The organism is Polynucleobacter sp. AP-RePozz3-80-G7, from assembly GCF_018882145.1.
In the GTDB taxonomy this organism is placed as follows: domain Bacteria; phylum Pseudomonadota; class Gammaproteobacteria; order Burkholderiales; family Burkholderiaceae; genus Polynucleobacter.
Genome location: NZ_JACVPC010000001.1, coordinates 777,090 through 792,340 on the forward strand (window position 1 = coordinate 777,090; position 15,251 = coordinate 792,340).

At 46.0% G+C, this 15,251-nt stretch carries 16 protein-coding genes; 14 read left to right on the plus strand and 2 right to left on the minus strand.

Going from position 1 to position 15,251, the window contains the following annotated elements; translation table 11 throughout:
* Positions 1-11 precede the first annotated feature (11 nt).
* The 13 genes from frr to ICE90_RS04300 are packed head-to-tail and all read left to right on the plus strand — an operon-like array spanning position 12 to position 12,425.
* Complete coding sequence (gene frr, locus ICE90_RS04240; RefSeq protein WP_215321691.1) at positions 12-572, plus strand: ribosome recycling factor; 561 nt, start codon at positions 12-14, stop codon at positions 570-572.
* Between the two features lie 24 nt (positions 573-596).
* The gene (locus tag ICE90_RS04245; protein WP_215321692.1) at positions 597-1,370 is read left to right on the plus strand and encodes an isoprenyl transferase; all 774 of its coding nucleotides are present in this window, start codon (positions 597-599) and stop codon (positions 1,368-1,370) included.
* A 28-nt stretch (positions 1,371-1,398) separates the two neighbouring features.
* A complete protein-coding gene (locus ICE90_RS04250; protein ID WP_216191098.1) occupies positions 1,399-2,226 on the plus strand; it encodes a phosphatidate cytidylyltransferase in 828 nt (275 codons plus the stop codon).
* Positions 2,226-3,422 carry a 1-deoxy-D-xylulose-5-phosphate reductoisomerase gene (ispC, locus tag ICE90_RS04255; protein ID WP_215321694.1) on the plus strand — a complete coding sequence of 399 codons (1,197 nt, stop codon included), beginning with the start codon at positions 2,226-2,228 and terminating at the stop codon, positions 3,420-3,422. The genes ICE90_RS04250 and ispC overlap by 1 nt, the downstream gene beginning before the upstream one ends.
* Positions 3,410-4,543, plus strand: coding sequence for an RIP metalloprotease (locus tag ICE90_RS04260; RefSeq protein WP_215321695.1), 1,134 nt, complete (start codon positions 3,410-3,412; stop codon positions 4,541-4,543). Before ispC ends, ICE90_RS04260 begins: the two co-directional genes overlap by 13 nt.
* A 5-nt stretch (positions 4,544-4,548) precedes the next feature.
* Positions 4,549-6,879: an outer membrane protein assembly factor BamA gene (gene bamA, locus ICE90_RS04265; RefSeq protein ID WP_370624648.1), complete on the plus strand. Its 2,331-nt coding sequence runs from the start codon at positions 4,549-4,551 to the stop codon at positions 6,877-6,879.
* Between the two features lie 18 nt (positions 6,880-6,897).
* Positions 6,898-7,425 carry an OmpH family outer membrane protein gene (locus ICE90_RS04270; RefSeq protein WP_216157329.1) on the plus strand — a complete coding sequence of 176 codons (528 nt, stop codon included), beginning with the start codon at positions 6,898-6,900 and terminating at the stop codon, positions 7,423-7,425.
* A 5-nt stretch (positions 7,426-7,430) separates the two neighbouring features.
* Entirely contained in the window at positions 7,431-8,498 is a 1,068-nt protein-coding gene (lpxD, locus tag ICE90_RS04275) for a UDP-3-O-(3-hydroxymyristoyl)glucosamine N-acyltransferase (protein WP_216191100.1), read from the plus strand.
* A 46-nt stretch (positions 8,499-8,544) separates the two neighbouring features.
* Entirely contained in the window at positions 8,545-8,994 is a 450-nt protein-coding gene (gene fabZ, locus ICE90_RS04280) for a 3-hydroxyacyl-ACP dehydratase FabZ (RefSeq protein ID WP_216191101.1), read from the plus strand.
* The gene (gene lpxA / locus ICE90_RS04285; protein ID WP_216191102.1) at positions 8,994-9,791 is read left to right on the plus strand and encodes an acyl-ACP--UDP-N-acetylglucosamine O-acyltransferase; all 798 of its coding nucleotides are present in this window, start codon (positions 8,994-8,996) and stop codon (positions 9,789-9,791) included. The genes fabZ and lpxA overlap by 1 nt, the downstream gene beginning before the upstream one ends.
* 4 nt (positions 9,792-9,795) lie before the next feature.
* The gene (gene lpxB, locus ICE90_RS04290) at positions 9,796-11,007 is read left to right on the plus strand and encodes a lipid-A-disaccharide synthase (protein ID WP_370624649.1); all 1,212 of its coding nucleotides are present in this window, start codon (positions 9,796-9,798) and stop codon (positions 11,005-11,007) included.
* Positions 11,004-11,597 carry a ribonuclease HII gene (gene rnhB / locus ICE90_RS04295; protein ID WP_215321701.1) on the plus strand — a complete coding sequence of 198 codons (594 nt, stop codon included), beginning with the start codon at positions 11,004-11,006 and terminating at the stop codon, positions 11,595-11,597. Before lpxB ends, rnhB begins: the two co-directional genes overlap by 4 nt.
* Before the next feature lie 3 nt (positions 11,598-11,600).
* Positions 11,601-12,425 carry an RNA methyltransferase gene (locus ICE90_RS04300; RefSeq protein ID WP_216191104.1) on the plus strand — a complete coding sequence of 275 codons (825 nt, stop codon included), beginning with the start codon at positions 11,601-11,603 and terminating at the stop codon, positions 12,423-12,425.
* 128 nt (positions 12,426-12,553) lie between these two features.
* On the opposite strand, the gene ICE90_RS04305 is transcribed toward ICE90_RS04300, so the two are convergent.
* Positions 12,554-12,973, minus strand: coding sequence for a carboxymuconolactone decarboxylase family protein (locus ICE90_RS04305; protein ID WP_216191105.1), 420 nt, complete (start codon positions 12,971-12,973; stop codon positions 12,554-12,556).
* Positions 12,974-13,186: 213 nt separating this feature from the next.
* Here ICE90_RS04305 and ICE90_RS04310 point away from each other — a divergent pair, with 213 nt between their 5' ends.
* Entirely contained in the window at positions 13,187-14,296 is a 1,110-nt protein-coding gene (locus ICE90_RS04310; protein ID WP_216191106.1) for a linear amide C-N hydrolase, read from the plus strand.
* 103 nt (positions 14,297-14,399) lie between these two features.
* Here ICE90_RS04310 and ICE90_RS04315 read toward each other — a convergent pair whose 3' ends face one another.
* The gene (locus tag ICE90_RS04315; protein WP_215321707.1) at positions 14,400-15,227 is read right to left on the minus strand and encodes a pyruvate, water dikinase regulatory protein; all 828 of its coding nucleotides are present in this window, start codon (positions 15,225-15,227) and stop codon (positions 14,400-14,402) included.
* Positions 15,228-15,251: the final 24 nt, after the last annotated feature.

The following is a 15,251-nucleotide window of genomic DNA, read 5'->3' on the forward strand; positions in this document are numbered from 1 at the left end:
TAGGAGGCCTGATGTCCGCAGCAGAAATTAAAACCAATACCGATCAAAAGATGCAAAAGTCTCTTGAGGCTTTGAAGACCAATTTAGCCAAGATTCGCTCTGGCCGTGCTAACCCAGGAATTCTGGAGCATATTCAGGTGGATTACTACGGTAATCCAACACCATTAAGTCAGGTTGCCAGCCTAGGCTTAGCGGATGCGCGCACCATTAATGTTCAACCATTTGAAAAGACGATGGTTGCGGTTATTGAAAAAGCGATTCGTGATTCAGACTTGGGTCTAAATCCAGCCTCTCAAGGCACGGTAATCCGCGTGCCAATGCCTGCTTTGACTGAAGAGCGTCGCCGCGACCTCACTAAGGTTGTGAAGAATGAGGGCGAAGAAACTAAGATTGCTGTTCGTAATTTACGTCGCGACGCGAATGAGCATTTAAAGCGTCTCACTAAGGATAAAGAAATTTCCGAAGATGAAGAGCGTCGCGCTACTGATGACATACAGAAGATGACGGATAAAGCAGTGATCGATGTCGATAAGATCGTTTCTGAAAAAGAAAAAGAAATCATGACGGTTTAAGGCCGTTTTGTATTTTTAGCCCCCATGACTCAACACTCTAGTTCCACCCTAGCCATCCCAGAGGTAAGTGCTATACCTCGCCATGTGGCGATCATCATGGATGGTAATGGGCGTTGGGCTAGTAAGCGCATGATGCCTCGCGTTGCGGGGCACTCAGAAGGTTTGAGCGCTGTGCGAAAAATCGTTGAAGAATGCCGCAAGCTTGGTGTTGAATACCTTACTGTATTTGCCTTTAGTTCAGAGAACTGGCGACGCCCACCAGAAGAGGTAGGTTTCTTGATGAAGTTATTCCTGAAGTCACTGAAGGGTGAAGTGTCTCGTTTGGCGGAAAATGATATTGCTTTGCGTTTAATTGGCGACTTGAGCCGTTTTGATTCTGCTATCCAGGAGATGGTGCAATTCTCAGAACAAAAGACTGCTGGGTGCAAAGGGTTAACTTTTACGATTGCTGCTAACTATGGTGGTCGCTGGGATATCTTGCAGGCAATGCGCCAATGCCTTTCTGCTAATCCCAATTTAAAGCCAGAACAGGTTACTGAAGAATTGCTTCAGCCACATCTTTCAATGGCTTACGCACCAGAGCCGGATTTGTTTATTCGTACCGGTGGTGAGCAGCGTGTAAGCAATTTCTTGTTATGGCAGCTTGCATACACCGAGCTGTACTTCACAGATATTTTGTGGCCTGACTTTGATGAAAAAGAATTGCACAAGGCGTTTGACTGGTTTAGCCAGCGCGAGCGCCGTTTTGGTCGTACCAGTGCTCAGCTTGCATCTCAAGCCGTGAGCGATGCAGTTTGACGCTGCTAATTACTAAGTTTAATTCCCCATGTTAAAAACCCGAGTCATTACCGCCCTTGTTCTATTGGCGGTATTGCTGCCTATTCTATTTTTACTCCCCGCAATGTACATTGGCGTATTCTTTTTGGTGGCATTGTTGGCCGCTGCTTGGGAGTGGAGTCGCTTATTAGCGCCTGAGGCAGGACGTGCTGCCTGGCTATACGCATTATTTTGCTTGGCCATTATTTTGTTTTTTCTAGGCATGCAGAATGCCTCCTGGCAATTCGCTTTATTACTTCTAGCTGTCATTTTCTGGTTCTTTATTGCGCCATTTATATTAGCCAAAGGCATGAATCTTTCGCTGGAAAAGCTGCGACCTTTTTATGTGGTGCTCGGCTTCATTTTATTGCCAGCCACTTGGTTTGCATTGGTGTTCTTACGTGAGTTAGGCCTGGTCTTTTTGCTTAGTAGTATGGCTCTAGTGTGGATTGCCGATATTGGTGCTTACTTTGTTGGTAAGGCGTTTGGTAAACACAAGCTTGCCGTGCAAATTAGTCCGGGTAAATCGATTGAAGGTGCTATCGGCGGTTTAATACTTTGCTATGTTTATGCATTCTTGTGCGTTTACTTTTTGCCTTTTGAATCGACTTTGTTTGGCGCCTGGGCCATTCGCTTTGGTTGGGTTCCCATGTTCCTCATGGTGACGGTATTAACGGCCTTCAGTATTTTTGGGGACTTATTTGAGTCTCAGTTAAAGCGTTTAGCTGGCGTCAAAGACTCCAGTCATTTATTGCCAGGACATGGTGGCGTATTGGATCGGGTAGATGCTTTGATTCCGGCAATGCCCATCGCAGCGCTCTTGGCGGGATTTGTGTAATGCCAGTCAAGCAGGTCGCTATCCTAGGCTCTACTGGCTCCATCGGCGTTAATACGCTCGATGTGATTCGTGCCCACCCAGATCGCTTTAGGGTAGTCGCACTTACCGCAGCAAAGCAGGTAGATTTGCTGGCTGAGCAATGTGCTGAATTTAGACCCAATATTGCGGTAGTAGCGGATGCTGATGGCGCCGCTCGCTTAAGTAAGATTTTGCTCGAGAAAAAAATCAATACCCAGGTCTTGCATGGACCGCAAGCTTTAGTTGGCGCTGTTACTGAATCGAATTGCGATACCGTTATGGCTGCGATTGTAGGTGCCGCAGGATTGGTGCCTACCTTGGCTGCTGCAAAAGCTGGCAAAAGAGTGTTGCTCGCCAATAAAGAAGCCTTGGTGATGTCTGGCGATTTGTTTATGCAGGCGATGAAGGCGGGGGGCGGAGAATTACTGCCAATCGATAGTGAGCACAATGCCATCTTTCAGTGTCTACCAAATCAATTTTCTAAAGCCCCTAATCCGAGTTTGGGGGTTGAAGAGCTATGGTTGACTGCCTCCGGTGGACCATTCAGAAATACGCCACTTGATCAATTGGCCAGCATTACTCCCGAGCAAGCTTGCGCACATCCGAACTGGGTGATGGGTAGAAAAATTTCGGTTGATTCTGCAACGATGATGAACAAAGGCCTTGAAGTGATCGAGGCGTTTTGGTTGTTTGGTTTGCCTTTAGAAAAAATTAAAGTATTAATCCATCCTCAAAGCGTTGTGCATTCAATGGTTCGTTATCGTGACGGTTCTGTGCTTGCTCAACTGGGTCAGCCCGATATGCGAACCCCTATTGCTTATGGTCTAGCATGGCCAGAGCGTATCGAAGCAGGTGTAGCCCCGCTCAGTTTGACGCAGTTGGCAAACTTAAGTTTTACTGATCCAGAGCTAGAACGTTTCCCTTGTCTTTCTTTAGCGTTTGCTGCTGCTAAGGCTGGTGGTACTGCACCGGCTGTTCTGAATGCTGCTAATGAAATTGCAGTAGCAGCATTCTTAGATGAAGGTCTGCCGTATTTACAAATTCCGCATGTAGTGGAGAGCGTGTTGAACTCTATTTCTTCCGTCAATGCAGACTCGCTAGAATTAATTTTGGATGTGGATGCTCGTGCTCGTCAGGCGGCACAAGTGGTAGTGAAGGATATTCTTTGCAGGCATTAATTACTCTTGCAGCTTTTTTGTTAACCCTGGGCGTGTTGGTTAGCTTTCATGAGTTCGGCCATTTTTTTGCAGCTCGCTGTTGCGGGGTTCGAGTCCTTCGCTTTGCTGTTGGCTTTGGTAAACCGTTATTCACTTACCGCGCAAAAAATAAAACAGAGTGGGTATTGGCTGCAATCCCATTGGGCGGCTATGTGAAATTGCTCGATGGTCGAGATCGTCAGCAAGTGATTGCTCCCGCTGATGAATCTGAAGCGTTTGATCAAAAGTCCTTATGGCAGAGATCTTTGATTGTGGCCGCGGGCCCATTAGCCAATTTCTTTTTAGCGATTGTCTTTTTTGCCCTGATCTATATTTCTGGCGCCCCACAATTACCAGCCGTTCTGCAAAACCCCCCTGAGCATTCTGTTGCTGCCAAGCTGGGGGTAATAGCGGGTGATCGGGTAATTGGTTGGCAGAATTTGGGGTCTGAAGAGGGTGGCACGCCCCTTTTGGGGGATTTTGACCCCGTACCGAGCTGGAATGCCTTGCGCTGGAGCTTGATGGATGCGCTTACCGGAGCGGGAGGATTTGCTCTAGAGTTAGAAACGCCTACTGGTGGAAGCTCAATAAAGTCCTTTCATGCTAATGAGTTACCCAAAATTAGCCCTCATCAGGATCCGATATTGGCCCTGGGCATTCTGCCTGCACTAACACCGCTGGCGCAATGGCAGGACCTGAAATTAGGGCCGGTAGACGCCCTCATTTTTGCCACAAAGAGGGTGTGGGTAATTACGAAGGTTTCTGCAAGGCTAATGGCTGGTTTGTTTACCGGTAATACCTCCTTAAAGCAGCTGGGTGGACCCCTCAGTATTGCGGACATGGCTGGGAAATCAGCCCAGGTAGGGTGGCAGCCATTTTTGGCCTTTTTGGCACTTATGAGCATTAGCATTGGTTTGTTGAATTTGCTCCCCTTTCCGATGCTTGATGGGGGTCAGCTACTGTATGATGCATGGGAGTTGGTCGCTGGTAAGCAGATTTCGACATCAACGCAGGAGCGCCTCCAAAAAGTGGGCTTTATTTTGCTGATCTCTATGTCATTACTGGCCTTGTTTAACGATTTACAACGCTATATTTCGCCTTGAATCCTCTGACACGTTCTTTCCGTATTTTTGCCCGATTTATTACCCATATCTTGGTATTTTCTGCGCTTGGGTTGAGTTTGAATGCCTCTGCGGCCGAGTCATTTGTGGTGAAAGATATTCGCGTTGAAGGTTTGCAGCGCGTAGAGGCTGGAACGGTATTTAGTTATTTGCCCGTTCAAGTAGGCGATACCTTTACCGAAGAAAAAGGTGCCGAATCGATTAAGGCCTTGTATAGCACTGGGTTCTTCAGGGATGTGCAAATTCAAGAGCAGGGCAACGTTCTGATTGTGATCGTGGAAGAGCGCCCAACCATTTCTCGTATTGAATTTACGGGAATGAAAGAGTTTGATCCCGAGATCGTGCGTAAGTCCTTAAAAACAGTGGGTGTTGCTGAAGCGCGTTTTTACGACAAAGCCCTGATTGATAAGGCCGAGCAAGAATTAAAGCGCCAATACGTTGGTAAAGGTATGTATGCGGCTGAGGTAGTCGCTACGGTTACCCCGGTTGAGCGTAACCAAGTTGCTATTTACTTTAATATTGATGAAGGCCCTGTTGCCAAAATTCAAGAGATTAACTTTATTGGTAATGAAGTCTTTAGCGAGGGTACGCTAAAAAGCGAGATGCAGTTAAAAACTGGCGGTTGGTTGTCTTGGTACAGCAAAGACAATCTTTATTCTAAGCAAAAGTTAACTGCCGACTTAGAGTCCATTCGATCTTATTACCTTAATCGTGGTTATCTCGAGTTTGTAATTGAGTCCACTCAGGTGTCGATTACCCCGGATAAAAAGGGCATCTACCTCACCATTAGTATTCGTGAAGGTAAAAAATTTACCGTTAAGGATGTGCGCTTAGCAGGAGAAACTTTAGGCAAAGAAGCAGAGTTGATGCAGTTGGTTGTTTTGAAGCCTGGGGATACTTTCTCATCAGCTAAATTAACCGAGAGCACCAAGGCAATTGCTGAGATATTGGGTTCTTATGGCTATGCATTCGCAACTATCAATCCGCAACCAGATATTCGTCGTGACGTTGCCGAGGTTGACCTTACATTAGTGGTTGATCCGGGGCGTCGTATCTATGTACGCCAAGTGGCAATTTCTGGAAATGCAAAAACTCGTGACATGGTGGTTCGCCGCGAAATGCGTCAGTTCGAAAGCTCTTGGTTTGATAGCGACAAAATCGATTTATCTAAAAAGCGTTTGGGTCGCTTGGGTTATTTCACTGAAACTGATATCACCACGGAAGATGTTCCGGGTTCCCCTGATCAGGTGGATGTGAATGTGAAGGTTACAGAAAAGCCAACGGGTGCCGTCACCCTTGGTGCAGGCTTTTCTTCAACTGAGAAATTGATTTTGTCTGCCGGTGTTAATCAGGATAACGCGTTTGGTACTGGTACTGCGATTGGTTTGAATGCGTCGCTAGGTAAGATTACTCAAAATCTAACGCTCTCAAATTACGACCCGTACTTTACGGAAGATGGCATTAGTCGTTATACCGATCTTTACTATCGTTCATCCAAGCCTTTGTACTATGCTGGCGATCCGGATTATCAAATTAAGTCAGTTGGCTCCAACATTAAATTTGGTGTTCCGTATACCGAAGTTGATCGCGTGTTCTTTGGAACAGGTATTGAGGTGTTCAGTATTTATGCCACCACCAATACGCCGATCCCTTATCAGAATTATGTAACTAGCTATGGTGGAACAGTGCCAGGCCGTTTGCAAACATACAACGTACCCCTAACAGTCGGTTGGGCGCGTGATGGTCGCGATAGCACTTTGATTCCTTCTGACGGTTCATTGCAGCAGCTCTCTGCTGAAGTGGGAACCCCTGTTGGAGACCTCACTTTTTATCGTATTTATGGCCAGTACCAGAAATACCACTCATTCTCAAGAGGCAATATTTTGTCCTTTAATGGTGAGGTTGGCTATGGCGAGGCTTATGGCAGCAAGCCCTTCCCGATTACTAAAAACTACTATGTGGGTGGTATTGGATCTGTTCGTGGCTATGCTCCTGGCTCTTTGGGCCCTCAGTACTACAACACCATTATTGGTTCCTACCAGCCTACGGGCGGTCAGTCGAAAATTGTTACTAATTTGGAATACACCTTCCCTGTTCCAGGTTCGGGCGTTGATAAGACCTTGCGCCTATTTACCTTCGTGGACGGCGGTAATGCGTTTGGGGAAAACATCAATCTAGTTCTGAGATATTCCTATGGATTGGGTTTATCATGGATATCACCTTTAGGGCCACTGAAATTTAGCTACGGTATTCCGTATAAGTCACAACCAACGGATAACGTTCAGCGTTTGCAGTTCCAAGTGGGTACAGCGTTTTAATTGTTTAAGGAAAGTTTTATGAAGCTTTATCAATCTTCCAAATGGATTCAAGTTGGCGTGATTGCTGCCATGACAGCAATCGCAGCCCCTCAAGTTTTTGCTCAAGATGCAGGAACGCGCGTTGCGGTTGTGAATTCTGAGAAAGTCTTCAACGAGTCCAACCTAGCTAAAGCAATGCAAACTCGTTTGCAAAATGAATTTACTAAGCGCCAGAACGATTTGCGCGATAGCGCTCAAAAAATTAAATCTGCTGCTGAAAAGTTAGATCGTGATGCTGCGGTTATGAATGAAGCTGAGCGCGTGCGTCGCCAACGTGAGTTGGCTGATCAGGATCGTGAACTACAACGCAAGCAACGCGAATTTACTGAAGATCTTAATCAGCGCACTTTTGAGGAGCGCGCCAAGATTGCAGAAAAAGCAAATGCAGTGTTGAAGCAAATTGCAGAACAAAGAAAAATTGATGTCATTGTTCAAGAAGCAGCTTATGTCAGCCCTAAGGCCGATGTAACCGATGACGTTATCAAGGCTTTAAATAGCCAGAAGTAAGCTTTATGCCGACCGCCATTGAGCTGGCCGAACAGTTTCAAGCAAGCTTGGTGGGGGAGGCTTCCCATGGATTTACTGGCCTCGCTCCTTTGGAGCGAGCGCAGCCAGATCAAATCTCCTTCCTTTCCAATCCGCTTTATAGACAGCAAGCTAGTGATAGCGCTGCTGGAGCATTGATTGTTGGCAAGTCTGATTTAGAGTTTTTGCAGGCAAATCCTAGTGCGCATTCCGCAAAGCGGGTGTACTTTGTTTCTAAAAATCCATACGCTACTTTTGCCAGAATGGCGCAACACTTTGCAAAAGTGATTAGCCCAATCTACGCCCCCGGAATACATCCTAGTGCAGTTATTGATTCCACTGCAAGCGTTCCATCTTCCTGCCACATCGGACCATTTGTTCAGATTGGCGAGGGCGTAAAGTTAGGCGAACGTGTTTCTATTCTGGGAAATTCCATCATTGCCAGGGATAGCATTGTTGCAAGCGATACGCTGATCTATCCATCTGTTTCTATTTATTACAACACTCAGATTGGTGAGCGTTGCATTATTCATAGCGGCGCAGTCATCGGCGCCGATGGCTTTGGTTTTGCCCCAGACTTTTCTGCTACGGGCGGTGAGTGGGTCAAGATTCCTCAGACGGGGCGAGTGGTCATTGGCAATGATGTCGAGATTGGCGCTTCAACCACAATTGATCGTGGCGCGATGAGTGATACGGTTGTGGGCGCAGGAACAAAAATTGATAATCAGGTGCAAATAGCGCATAACGTAGTAATAGGTAATTGCTGTGTTGTCGCTGGGTGTGCAGCTGTATCTGGAAGTACCAAAATTGGCAATTTCTGCATCATTGGCGGCGCAGCAAACTTTGCAGGTCATCTCACGATTGCCGACAGAACGACGGTGTCTGGTAATACTTCCATTATTCGATCTATTACAGAGCCTGGACAGCATTTCACAGGCGTTTATCCATCAATGCTCCACGGCGCCTGGGAGAAAAATGCGGCCATTTTGCGTGGGCTAGATAAAATACGTCAGCGCTTGCGCTTGTTAGATAAAAACAAAACTACTGAATCTTGAGATTCTGTAAAACCAAAATTAATATTTACTTTTCAGCGGGTCATTTATGAGCACACCAATCGCAATCGACATCAATAAGATTCTTCAATTGCTACCGCATCGCTACCCATTCCTATTGGTAGATCGCGTATTAGAAATTACCCCGCGTGAAAGTATCACCGCATTAAAAAACGTCACCATGAATGAGCCTTTCTTTCAGGGTCATTTTCCGGATTTCCCAGTCATGCCTGGTGTGTTGATTATTGAGGCTTTAGCTCAAACAGCTGCTTTGCTTACTTTCTCTGAAGAGCGTGCCGAGGATGCAATCTATTACTTTGCTGGCATTGATGGGGCACGTTTTAAAAAGCCCGTACTGCCTGGCGATCAGTTAATCATGACTGCCAAGTTAGAGCGCGAACGTGCTGGCATATACAAGTTTACGGTTCAGGCTACTGTGGATGGTGAGATTGCTGCAGAGGCTAATATTACTTGTGCAGTTCGTTCGAAAGGCGCTTAATGACTCGGATTCATGCATCTGCTGTAGTAGACAGTAAGGCTGAACTAGCTAGTGATGTTGAGGTTGGCCCATACTCTGTCATTGGTCCTAACGTGAAGATTGGCGCTGGTACTAAAGTAGGGTCTCATACGGTGATTGAGGGCTACACCACAATCGGTGCGCATAATAGCTTTGCCCACTTTGCAGCCATTGGTGGTCCTCCGCAAGATATGAAATACCGTGGCGAGCCAACGCAGTTGATTATTGGTGATCGCAACACTGTTCGTGAGTTCACGACGATTCATACGGGTACGTCACAAGACGAGGGCATTACTCGCATCGGCAATGACAACTGGATCATGGCTTACGTTCACATTGCGCATGACTGTCAGGTTGGTAATCACACCATCTTTTCAAGCAATGCGCAAATAGCAGGGCACGTGCAAGTAGATGATTGGGCGATTATGGGTGGCATGTCCGGTGTGCATCAATTTGTGCGCATTGGTCAACATGCCATGCTTGGCGGTGCATCCGCTTTAGTGCAAGACATTCCTCCATTTGTGATTGCTGCTGGAGATAAGGCTTCTCCTCATGGCATTAACGTCGAGGGATTAAAGCGTCGTGGCTTCTCAAGCGAGACAATTTCGGCCTTGCGTCAAGCTTATAAGATTCTCTATAAAGATGGCCTCAGCTTTGAAGAGGCTAAGGTAGAAATCCAGAAAATGGTTGCTGCAAACTCTGCAGACACTCAAACTGCAGAAAAGCTCGCGCAGTTCCATGATTTCATTGCCGCCTCTACTCGCGGCATTATTCGGTAACGGAATTACTTTGCCAAAGTTAGCTTGTGTAGCTGGCGAACCTTCTGGCGATCTTTTAGCGGCGCCAGTTCTTAGTGCGCTAAATCAAATTCCAGACATGTCTGGTTTAGAGGTGTATGGTATTGGCGGTCCCCGCATGCAGGCTGAAGGCATGCGCTCTAATTGGCCCATGGAAACCTTAAGTGTGCGAGGTTATGTTGAAGCTATTAAGCAGCTTCCAGCCATTCTGAAGCTGCGTAAAGAGCTGATTCAAAATCTACTCAATGAAGGTCGCCCAGATGTTTATTTGGGAATTGATGCGCCGGATTTTAATTTGGGTGTCGAGTTGCAATTACGTAAAGCAGGTATCCCAACTTTGCATTTGGTCTCACCTTCTATTTGGGCATGGAGAGCAGGGCGCATCAAGAAAATTTCCCAAGCAGTGGAACGCATGCTTTGCATCTTCCCTTTTGAGACTGAAATTTATGACAAAGCTGGTGTGGCATCTACTTATGTGGGGCATCCCTTGGCCAGCGAAATTCCACTTGAGCCAAATATTCAGCAAGCGCGAGAAAAGATAAGCGAACACCTGAATTTACAGGCAGAATCCCTTGACGGTCTCGTTATTGCAGTGCTCCCTGGAAGCCGTGGATCAGAGATTGAGCTCATAGCCCCCGTCTTTTTTGAAACGATGCAGTTATTAGCCAAGAGATTAAAGGGGCAGAGGCTCAACTTTTTAATTCCGGTGGCAACACCACAATTACGCGAGCCTCTTGAGCAACTTTTACTCAAGACAAAAAACAGCAATCCAGATATTCAGATTCATCTGCTAGATGGCATGGCCGATGAAGTGCTAGAAGCTTCAGACGTAGTGTTGATTGCAAGCGGCACAGCTACCTTACAAGCGGCTTTGTGGAAAAAGCCGATGGTGATTTCTTATAAGGTGCCTTGGTTAACTGCGCAGATCATGAAGCGCCAAGGCTATATGCCTTATGTAGGTCTACCAAACATCTTGTGCGGCGAATTTATTGTTCCTGAGTTTCTGCAAGATGATGCCACTCCAGAAAAACTAGCTCATGCCGTACAGGCTTGGTTAGAGCGTCCAGCTAAAGTTGCTAAGCTCAAAGAACGCTTTGCCCAGATGCATGAAACTTTGCGTCGTCCTACGGGTTTATTAGTTGCGCAAGCGATAGCACAAACTATTGCCAATCAACGCAAGAACAAAACAAGCATATGAGTCTGATTTGGATCTGCGGCGTAGATGAAGCAGGGCGAGGACCATTAGTTGGTGCGGTGGTTGCTGGTGCCGTAGTGCTCGATCCCAGTAATCCAATTGAAGGTTTAAAAGATTCTAAGAAATTAACTGCTATTCGTCGTGAATATCTCTATGAGCAGATCATGGAAAAGGCAAAGGCTTGGGGTGTTGGTGAAGCCAGTCCAGCCGAGATTGATGAGATTAACATTTTGCAGGCCACGATGCTGGCAATGCGCAGGGCAATCGAAGATCTAACCACTCGCTTAGGCGCTTGGCCTGATAAAGCGTTGATCGATGGCAATCGTTGCCCAGAGTTGCCAATTGCTGCAGAAGCAATTGTTAAGGGTGATGCTAAGGAGCCTGCAATATCTGCGGCATCGATAGTCGCCAAAGTTACTCGTGATCGACAGATGCAAATATTGCATGAGCGTCATCCAGAATATGGATTTGCACAACATATGGGTTATCCAACGGAAGCCCATTTTGCTGCACTTAAACAATATGGCACATGCGATCAACACAGAAGAAGTTTTTCACCAGTGCGCAAAGTTCTCGAAAATCAAAACCATTAAGTCATGAACTTCGATCTCATCACCTCCAAAGAGAATCCGCTATTTAAGGAGATTCGCAACCTACAGGCCACCGGATCTAAAGGGCAGAAGGCTAGGCTCGCTAGCGGCCAAGCATTATTGGAAGGCATTCATCTAGTTCAAACTTGGGTGGGTGATCCTGCTTTAAGAGCTCTCCTCACATCAGAAGTCGGTCTCAAGAATGTAGAGATCGCACAAGCCGTCTACGAACATCTCGAGATCTGTCCAGAGGCCAAGGTATTCCAGTTAGATAGCGTACTCTGGGACTTGCTTTCTGATTTGGTGAATGCGCCACATATTGCAGGCTTACTCGATCTTCCTAGATCCACGCTCACAACACCTCAATCCGTTGCAACCTTTAATGGCGATGTGGTGATATTGGATCGAGTACAAGATGCGGGTAACGTAGGCTCTATTCTGCGCACTGCAGCAGCCGCAGGCTTTACCCAAGTGATTGCTTTATCAGGCTGCGCCCATCTATGGTCTACAAAAGTATTGCGTGCTGGTATGGGCGCTCACAAACTTCTAGATTTATATGAGGGCTGGTCTAACCAACAATTACTGAGTGCCGTGACTGCACCTTTATTGGCGGCTACAGCAGATGCAGAGCAAGACCTTTATTCCCTTAAAAAAGATTTACTCCACCCAGTTGCTTGGGTAATGGGTAGTGAAGGGCAGGGAGTGTCTGAAGACCTTCTGGCTCAAGCCAAGGGGGTATCAATCCCGATTGATCCAAGAGTGGAATCTCTCAATGTATCCACTGCAGCAGCAGTGTGCTTATTTGAGACTCTGCGGATGAGACGCGGTTAATTAACAGTCTTTTCTCGATAGCCTGCTTTCGGCTAGTAGGAGACCTTCTATTTTTGTTAATCAATAAGTCATGACTATCTTCAGGAGATTGAATGGACAAGCTTAAGAAGTGAGTTTAAATACCCCAATCATTCTTCCTGTTTCGATTCATCATCAAAGACATCCTTCATGATTAAAAGTGCATTGGTCGCCGCCGGGAATCCGCAGTAAGCAGTCATTTGCGTGATCACTTCAGCAACCTCAGGGCGTGAAGCACCACATCGAAGTGCAGCCCTTATATGAAGTTTTAATTGTGGCAAGGCGAAACCTTGAACCGTCAGAGCTGCAATAGTACATAACTCTCTAGTTTTTAAGTCGAGTATATTTCTGGAGTACAGCTCACCAAAAGGAAAGGCAACATTGACCCATGCAAACTCCTCGGAAATGGACTTAAGTTGCCTAATGTATTCATCCGCCGAAGATCCAAGCTGATTATGCAACTCTTCCATACCTTTTTGGTAGAGGGCAGATTTCTCGCTCTCTTCTAATATTGGTTTGCTGTTCATCATATTTCCCATTATAGAAAACTAATTTTTCAGTATTGTTTGGTGGCGAGTTACTTAGCTTTGGAGAGTCTGAAAGAGGTCGAATAGTGCCCAATTGCTCAAATTGATACAGGCGACTCAAATCGGCCAATAACGGTCAAGATGCAACTGAAACTTTGCATCCCTATAGTAATGTTATGATTTTTAGGTCTAATTTAACCCTCACACAGGACGACTATGAAACAAAAGATATTTAAAAAGATTATTGCCGCCTCAGTCTCTGCGACTTTGGCGTTTGCACCATTGGTTAGTAATGCCTGTACAAGTTTCATTTTAAAAGGTGCCGATGGTGGGCTAGCATGGGGACGTACCATGGAATTTGGTATGCCCATGAATTCTGAGTTGATGACTATCCCCAGAAACATTGCCATGCAAGGTATAGGCGTTGATGCCAAACTAGGAACAGGGTTGAACTGGACAACAAAATATGCCACCGTAGGAATGAATGCATTGGGTTGGCCCACATTAATAGATGGCATGAATGAAAAAGGCCTCATTGGTGCTATGTTTAATGCGCCTAATAGCGCCGTATTTCAAGATGTTGCTCCAGCAGATTCTGCAAATAGCATCAGCTCCGCACAGGTTCCGACTTATGTGTTAACAAACTTTGCTACTGTGGATGAAATCAGAGTAGGGTTATCAAAGATTAAAGTTAATCGCTCACCTGTTGGCCCATATAAAAATCAAATTGCTGCTGTACATTATTCATTTCATGACGCCTCTGGAAAAAGTATCGTAGTTGAGTACCTCAATGGGCAATTGGCTATTACCGACAATCCTGTTGGTGCTTTAACGAATGACCCTCCATTTAGAGATCAGCTGAATAATATCGGCAACTATGCAAATCTCACTAAAGTAGAGAGAGCTCCACTGGTAATTAATGGGGCGAAATATGCTCCACCTAGTTCAGGTAGTGGGTTGCACGGACTACCTGGTGACTATCTAAGTCCAAGTCGTTTCATTCGAGCCATATTTCTTTCCGACTCAGTTCCTAAAACTTTTACGACTCAAGAAATGGAAGCCGCTGCGTGGCATATCGTTGGTAGTTTTGATATTCCTCCTGGCGCAGTAACTTTACCTTCAAGCAATCCTTATGGTGGCGGTCTTGGTGGATATGAGGTTTCTGAGTGGACGATTGTGGCTAACAACAAGAGCCTAGTCTATAACGTCAAAATGTATGCAAATACAAATATCTACACTTTTGACTTGAAGAAGATGGATGTCAATGCCAAGGCAATTAAATATACAAAATTAGACCAACCTAGATTGGCCATTCCTGTTAATTAAATTGCTTTAATTGGATATTCTTCTTGAGACCCGCTTCGGCGGGTTTTTTTATTGGCTGCAACTGACTGCTTTGGGTCGAAAGCAGACATTGAAAAATACTATTTCACCCTAGTATCGTTTTATCCGATTTGATTGCTTGCAATACTGTTGTAGCAATTTCCTCAATGGATTTGCTTGTAGTGAGCACCCAAGGAATAGATTGTTTTTTCATCATCGCCGTCGCTTCGTTAATTTCATAACGGCAGTTTTCGAGCTTGGCGTAGTTACTACCAGGTCTGCGCTCATTACGAATCTCCGAGAGTCGTTCTGCATCAATCATTAAGCCAAAGATTTTTTGACGGTAAGGCACCAGATCTTTTGGGAGCTGTCCTCGTTCAAAGTCTTCTGGAATGAGTGGGTAGTTAGCTGCTTTGAGCCCATACTGCATAGCCAGGTAAAGACTGGTTGGCGTCTTGCCAACCCGGGAGATGCCAATCAGAATGACATCGGCTTCAGCCAGGTTTTGATTGGATTGACCATCATCATGGGCCAAGGAATAGTTAATGGCCTCAATCCGGTTCTTATAGGCCTCGGTATCGGCATTATGGTGAAGGCGGTTCATGGCATGGGTGGATTTCATGCCTAAAGCCTCCTCTAGAGGGGCTACGAAGGTCTGAAACATGTCCAAAATAAGGCCATTTGCCTTGGCCACGATTGCATTGAGCTCGGAGTTCACCAAAGTGGTGAAAACGATGGGTTGCACCCCATATTTAGTAGCCGCTTGATTGACGCTGCTAACGGCATCGTAGGCCTTATCGACGCTATCCACAAAAGGCACTCGAATATGCTTAAAAGTAGCCTCAAATTGGGCCAAAATCGACTGGCTGAAGTTCTCGGCAGTAATGCCGGTGCCGTCAGAGACAATAAAAACAATGCGGGTTTCGTTGGACATGGATTTGGCTTAAAAGTCAGGGTC

Excerpts from the sequence above, each read along its gene's own strand:
- rnhB (WP_215321701.1), top strand. The coding sequence starts at position 11,004 with ATGAGTCTGATTTGGATCTGCGGCGTAGATGAAGCAGGGCGAGGACCA.
- ICE90_RS04270 (WP_216157329.1), top strand. The coding sequence starts at position 6,898 with ATGAAGCTTTATCAATCTTCCAAATGGATTCAAGTTGGCGTGATTGCT.
- ICE90_RS04300 (WP_216191104.1), top strand. The coding sequence starts at position 11,601 with ATGAACTTCGATCTCATCACCTCCAAAGAGAATCCGCTATTTAAGGAG.
- fabZ (WP_216191101.1), top strand. The coding sequence starts at position 8,545 with ATGAGCACACCAATCGCAATCGACATCAATAAGATTCTTCAATTGCTA.
- ICE90_RS04310 (WP_216191106.1), top strand. The coding sequence starts at position 13,187 with ATGAAACAAAAGATATTTAAAAAGATTATTGCCGCCTCAGTCTCTGCG.
- lpxD (WP_216191100.1), top strand. The coding sequence starts at position 7,431 with ATGCCGACCGCCATTGAGCTGGCCGAACAGTTTCAAGCAAGCTTGGTG.
- frr (WP_215321691.1), top strand. The coding sequence starts at position 12 with ATGTCCGCAGCAGAAATTAAAACCAATACCGATCAAAAGATGCAAAAG.
- ICE90_RS04245 (WP_215321692.1), top strand. The coding sequence starts at position 597 with ATGACTCAACACTCTAGTTCCACCCTAGCCATCCCAGAGGTAAGTGCT.
- ICE90_RS04305 (WP_216191105.1), bottom strand. The coding sequence starts at position 12,973 with ATGATGAACAGCAAACCAATATTAGAAGAGAGCGAGAAATCTGCCCTC.
- ICE90_RS04250 (WP_216191098.1), top strand. The coding sequence starts at position 1,399 with ATGTTAAAAACCCGAGTCATTACCGCCCTTGTTCTATTGGCGGTATTG.
- ispC (WP_215321694.1), top strand. The coding sequence starts at position 2,226 with ATGCCAGTCAAGCAGGTCGCTATCCTAGGCTCTACTGGCTCCATCGGC.
- ICE90_RS04315 (WP_215321707.1), bottom strand. The coding sequence starts at position 15,227 with ATGTCCAACGAAACCCGCATTGTTTTTATTGTCTCTGACGGCACCGGC.
- lpxA (WP_216191102.1), top strand. The coding sequence starts at position 8,994 with ATGACTCGGATTCATGCATCTGCTGTAGTAGACAGTAAGGCTGAACTA.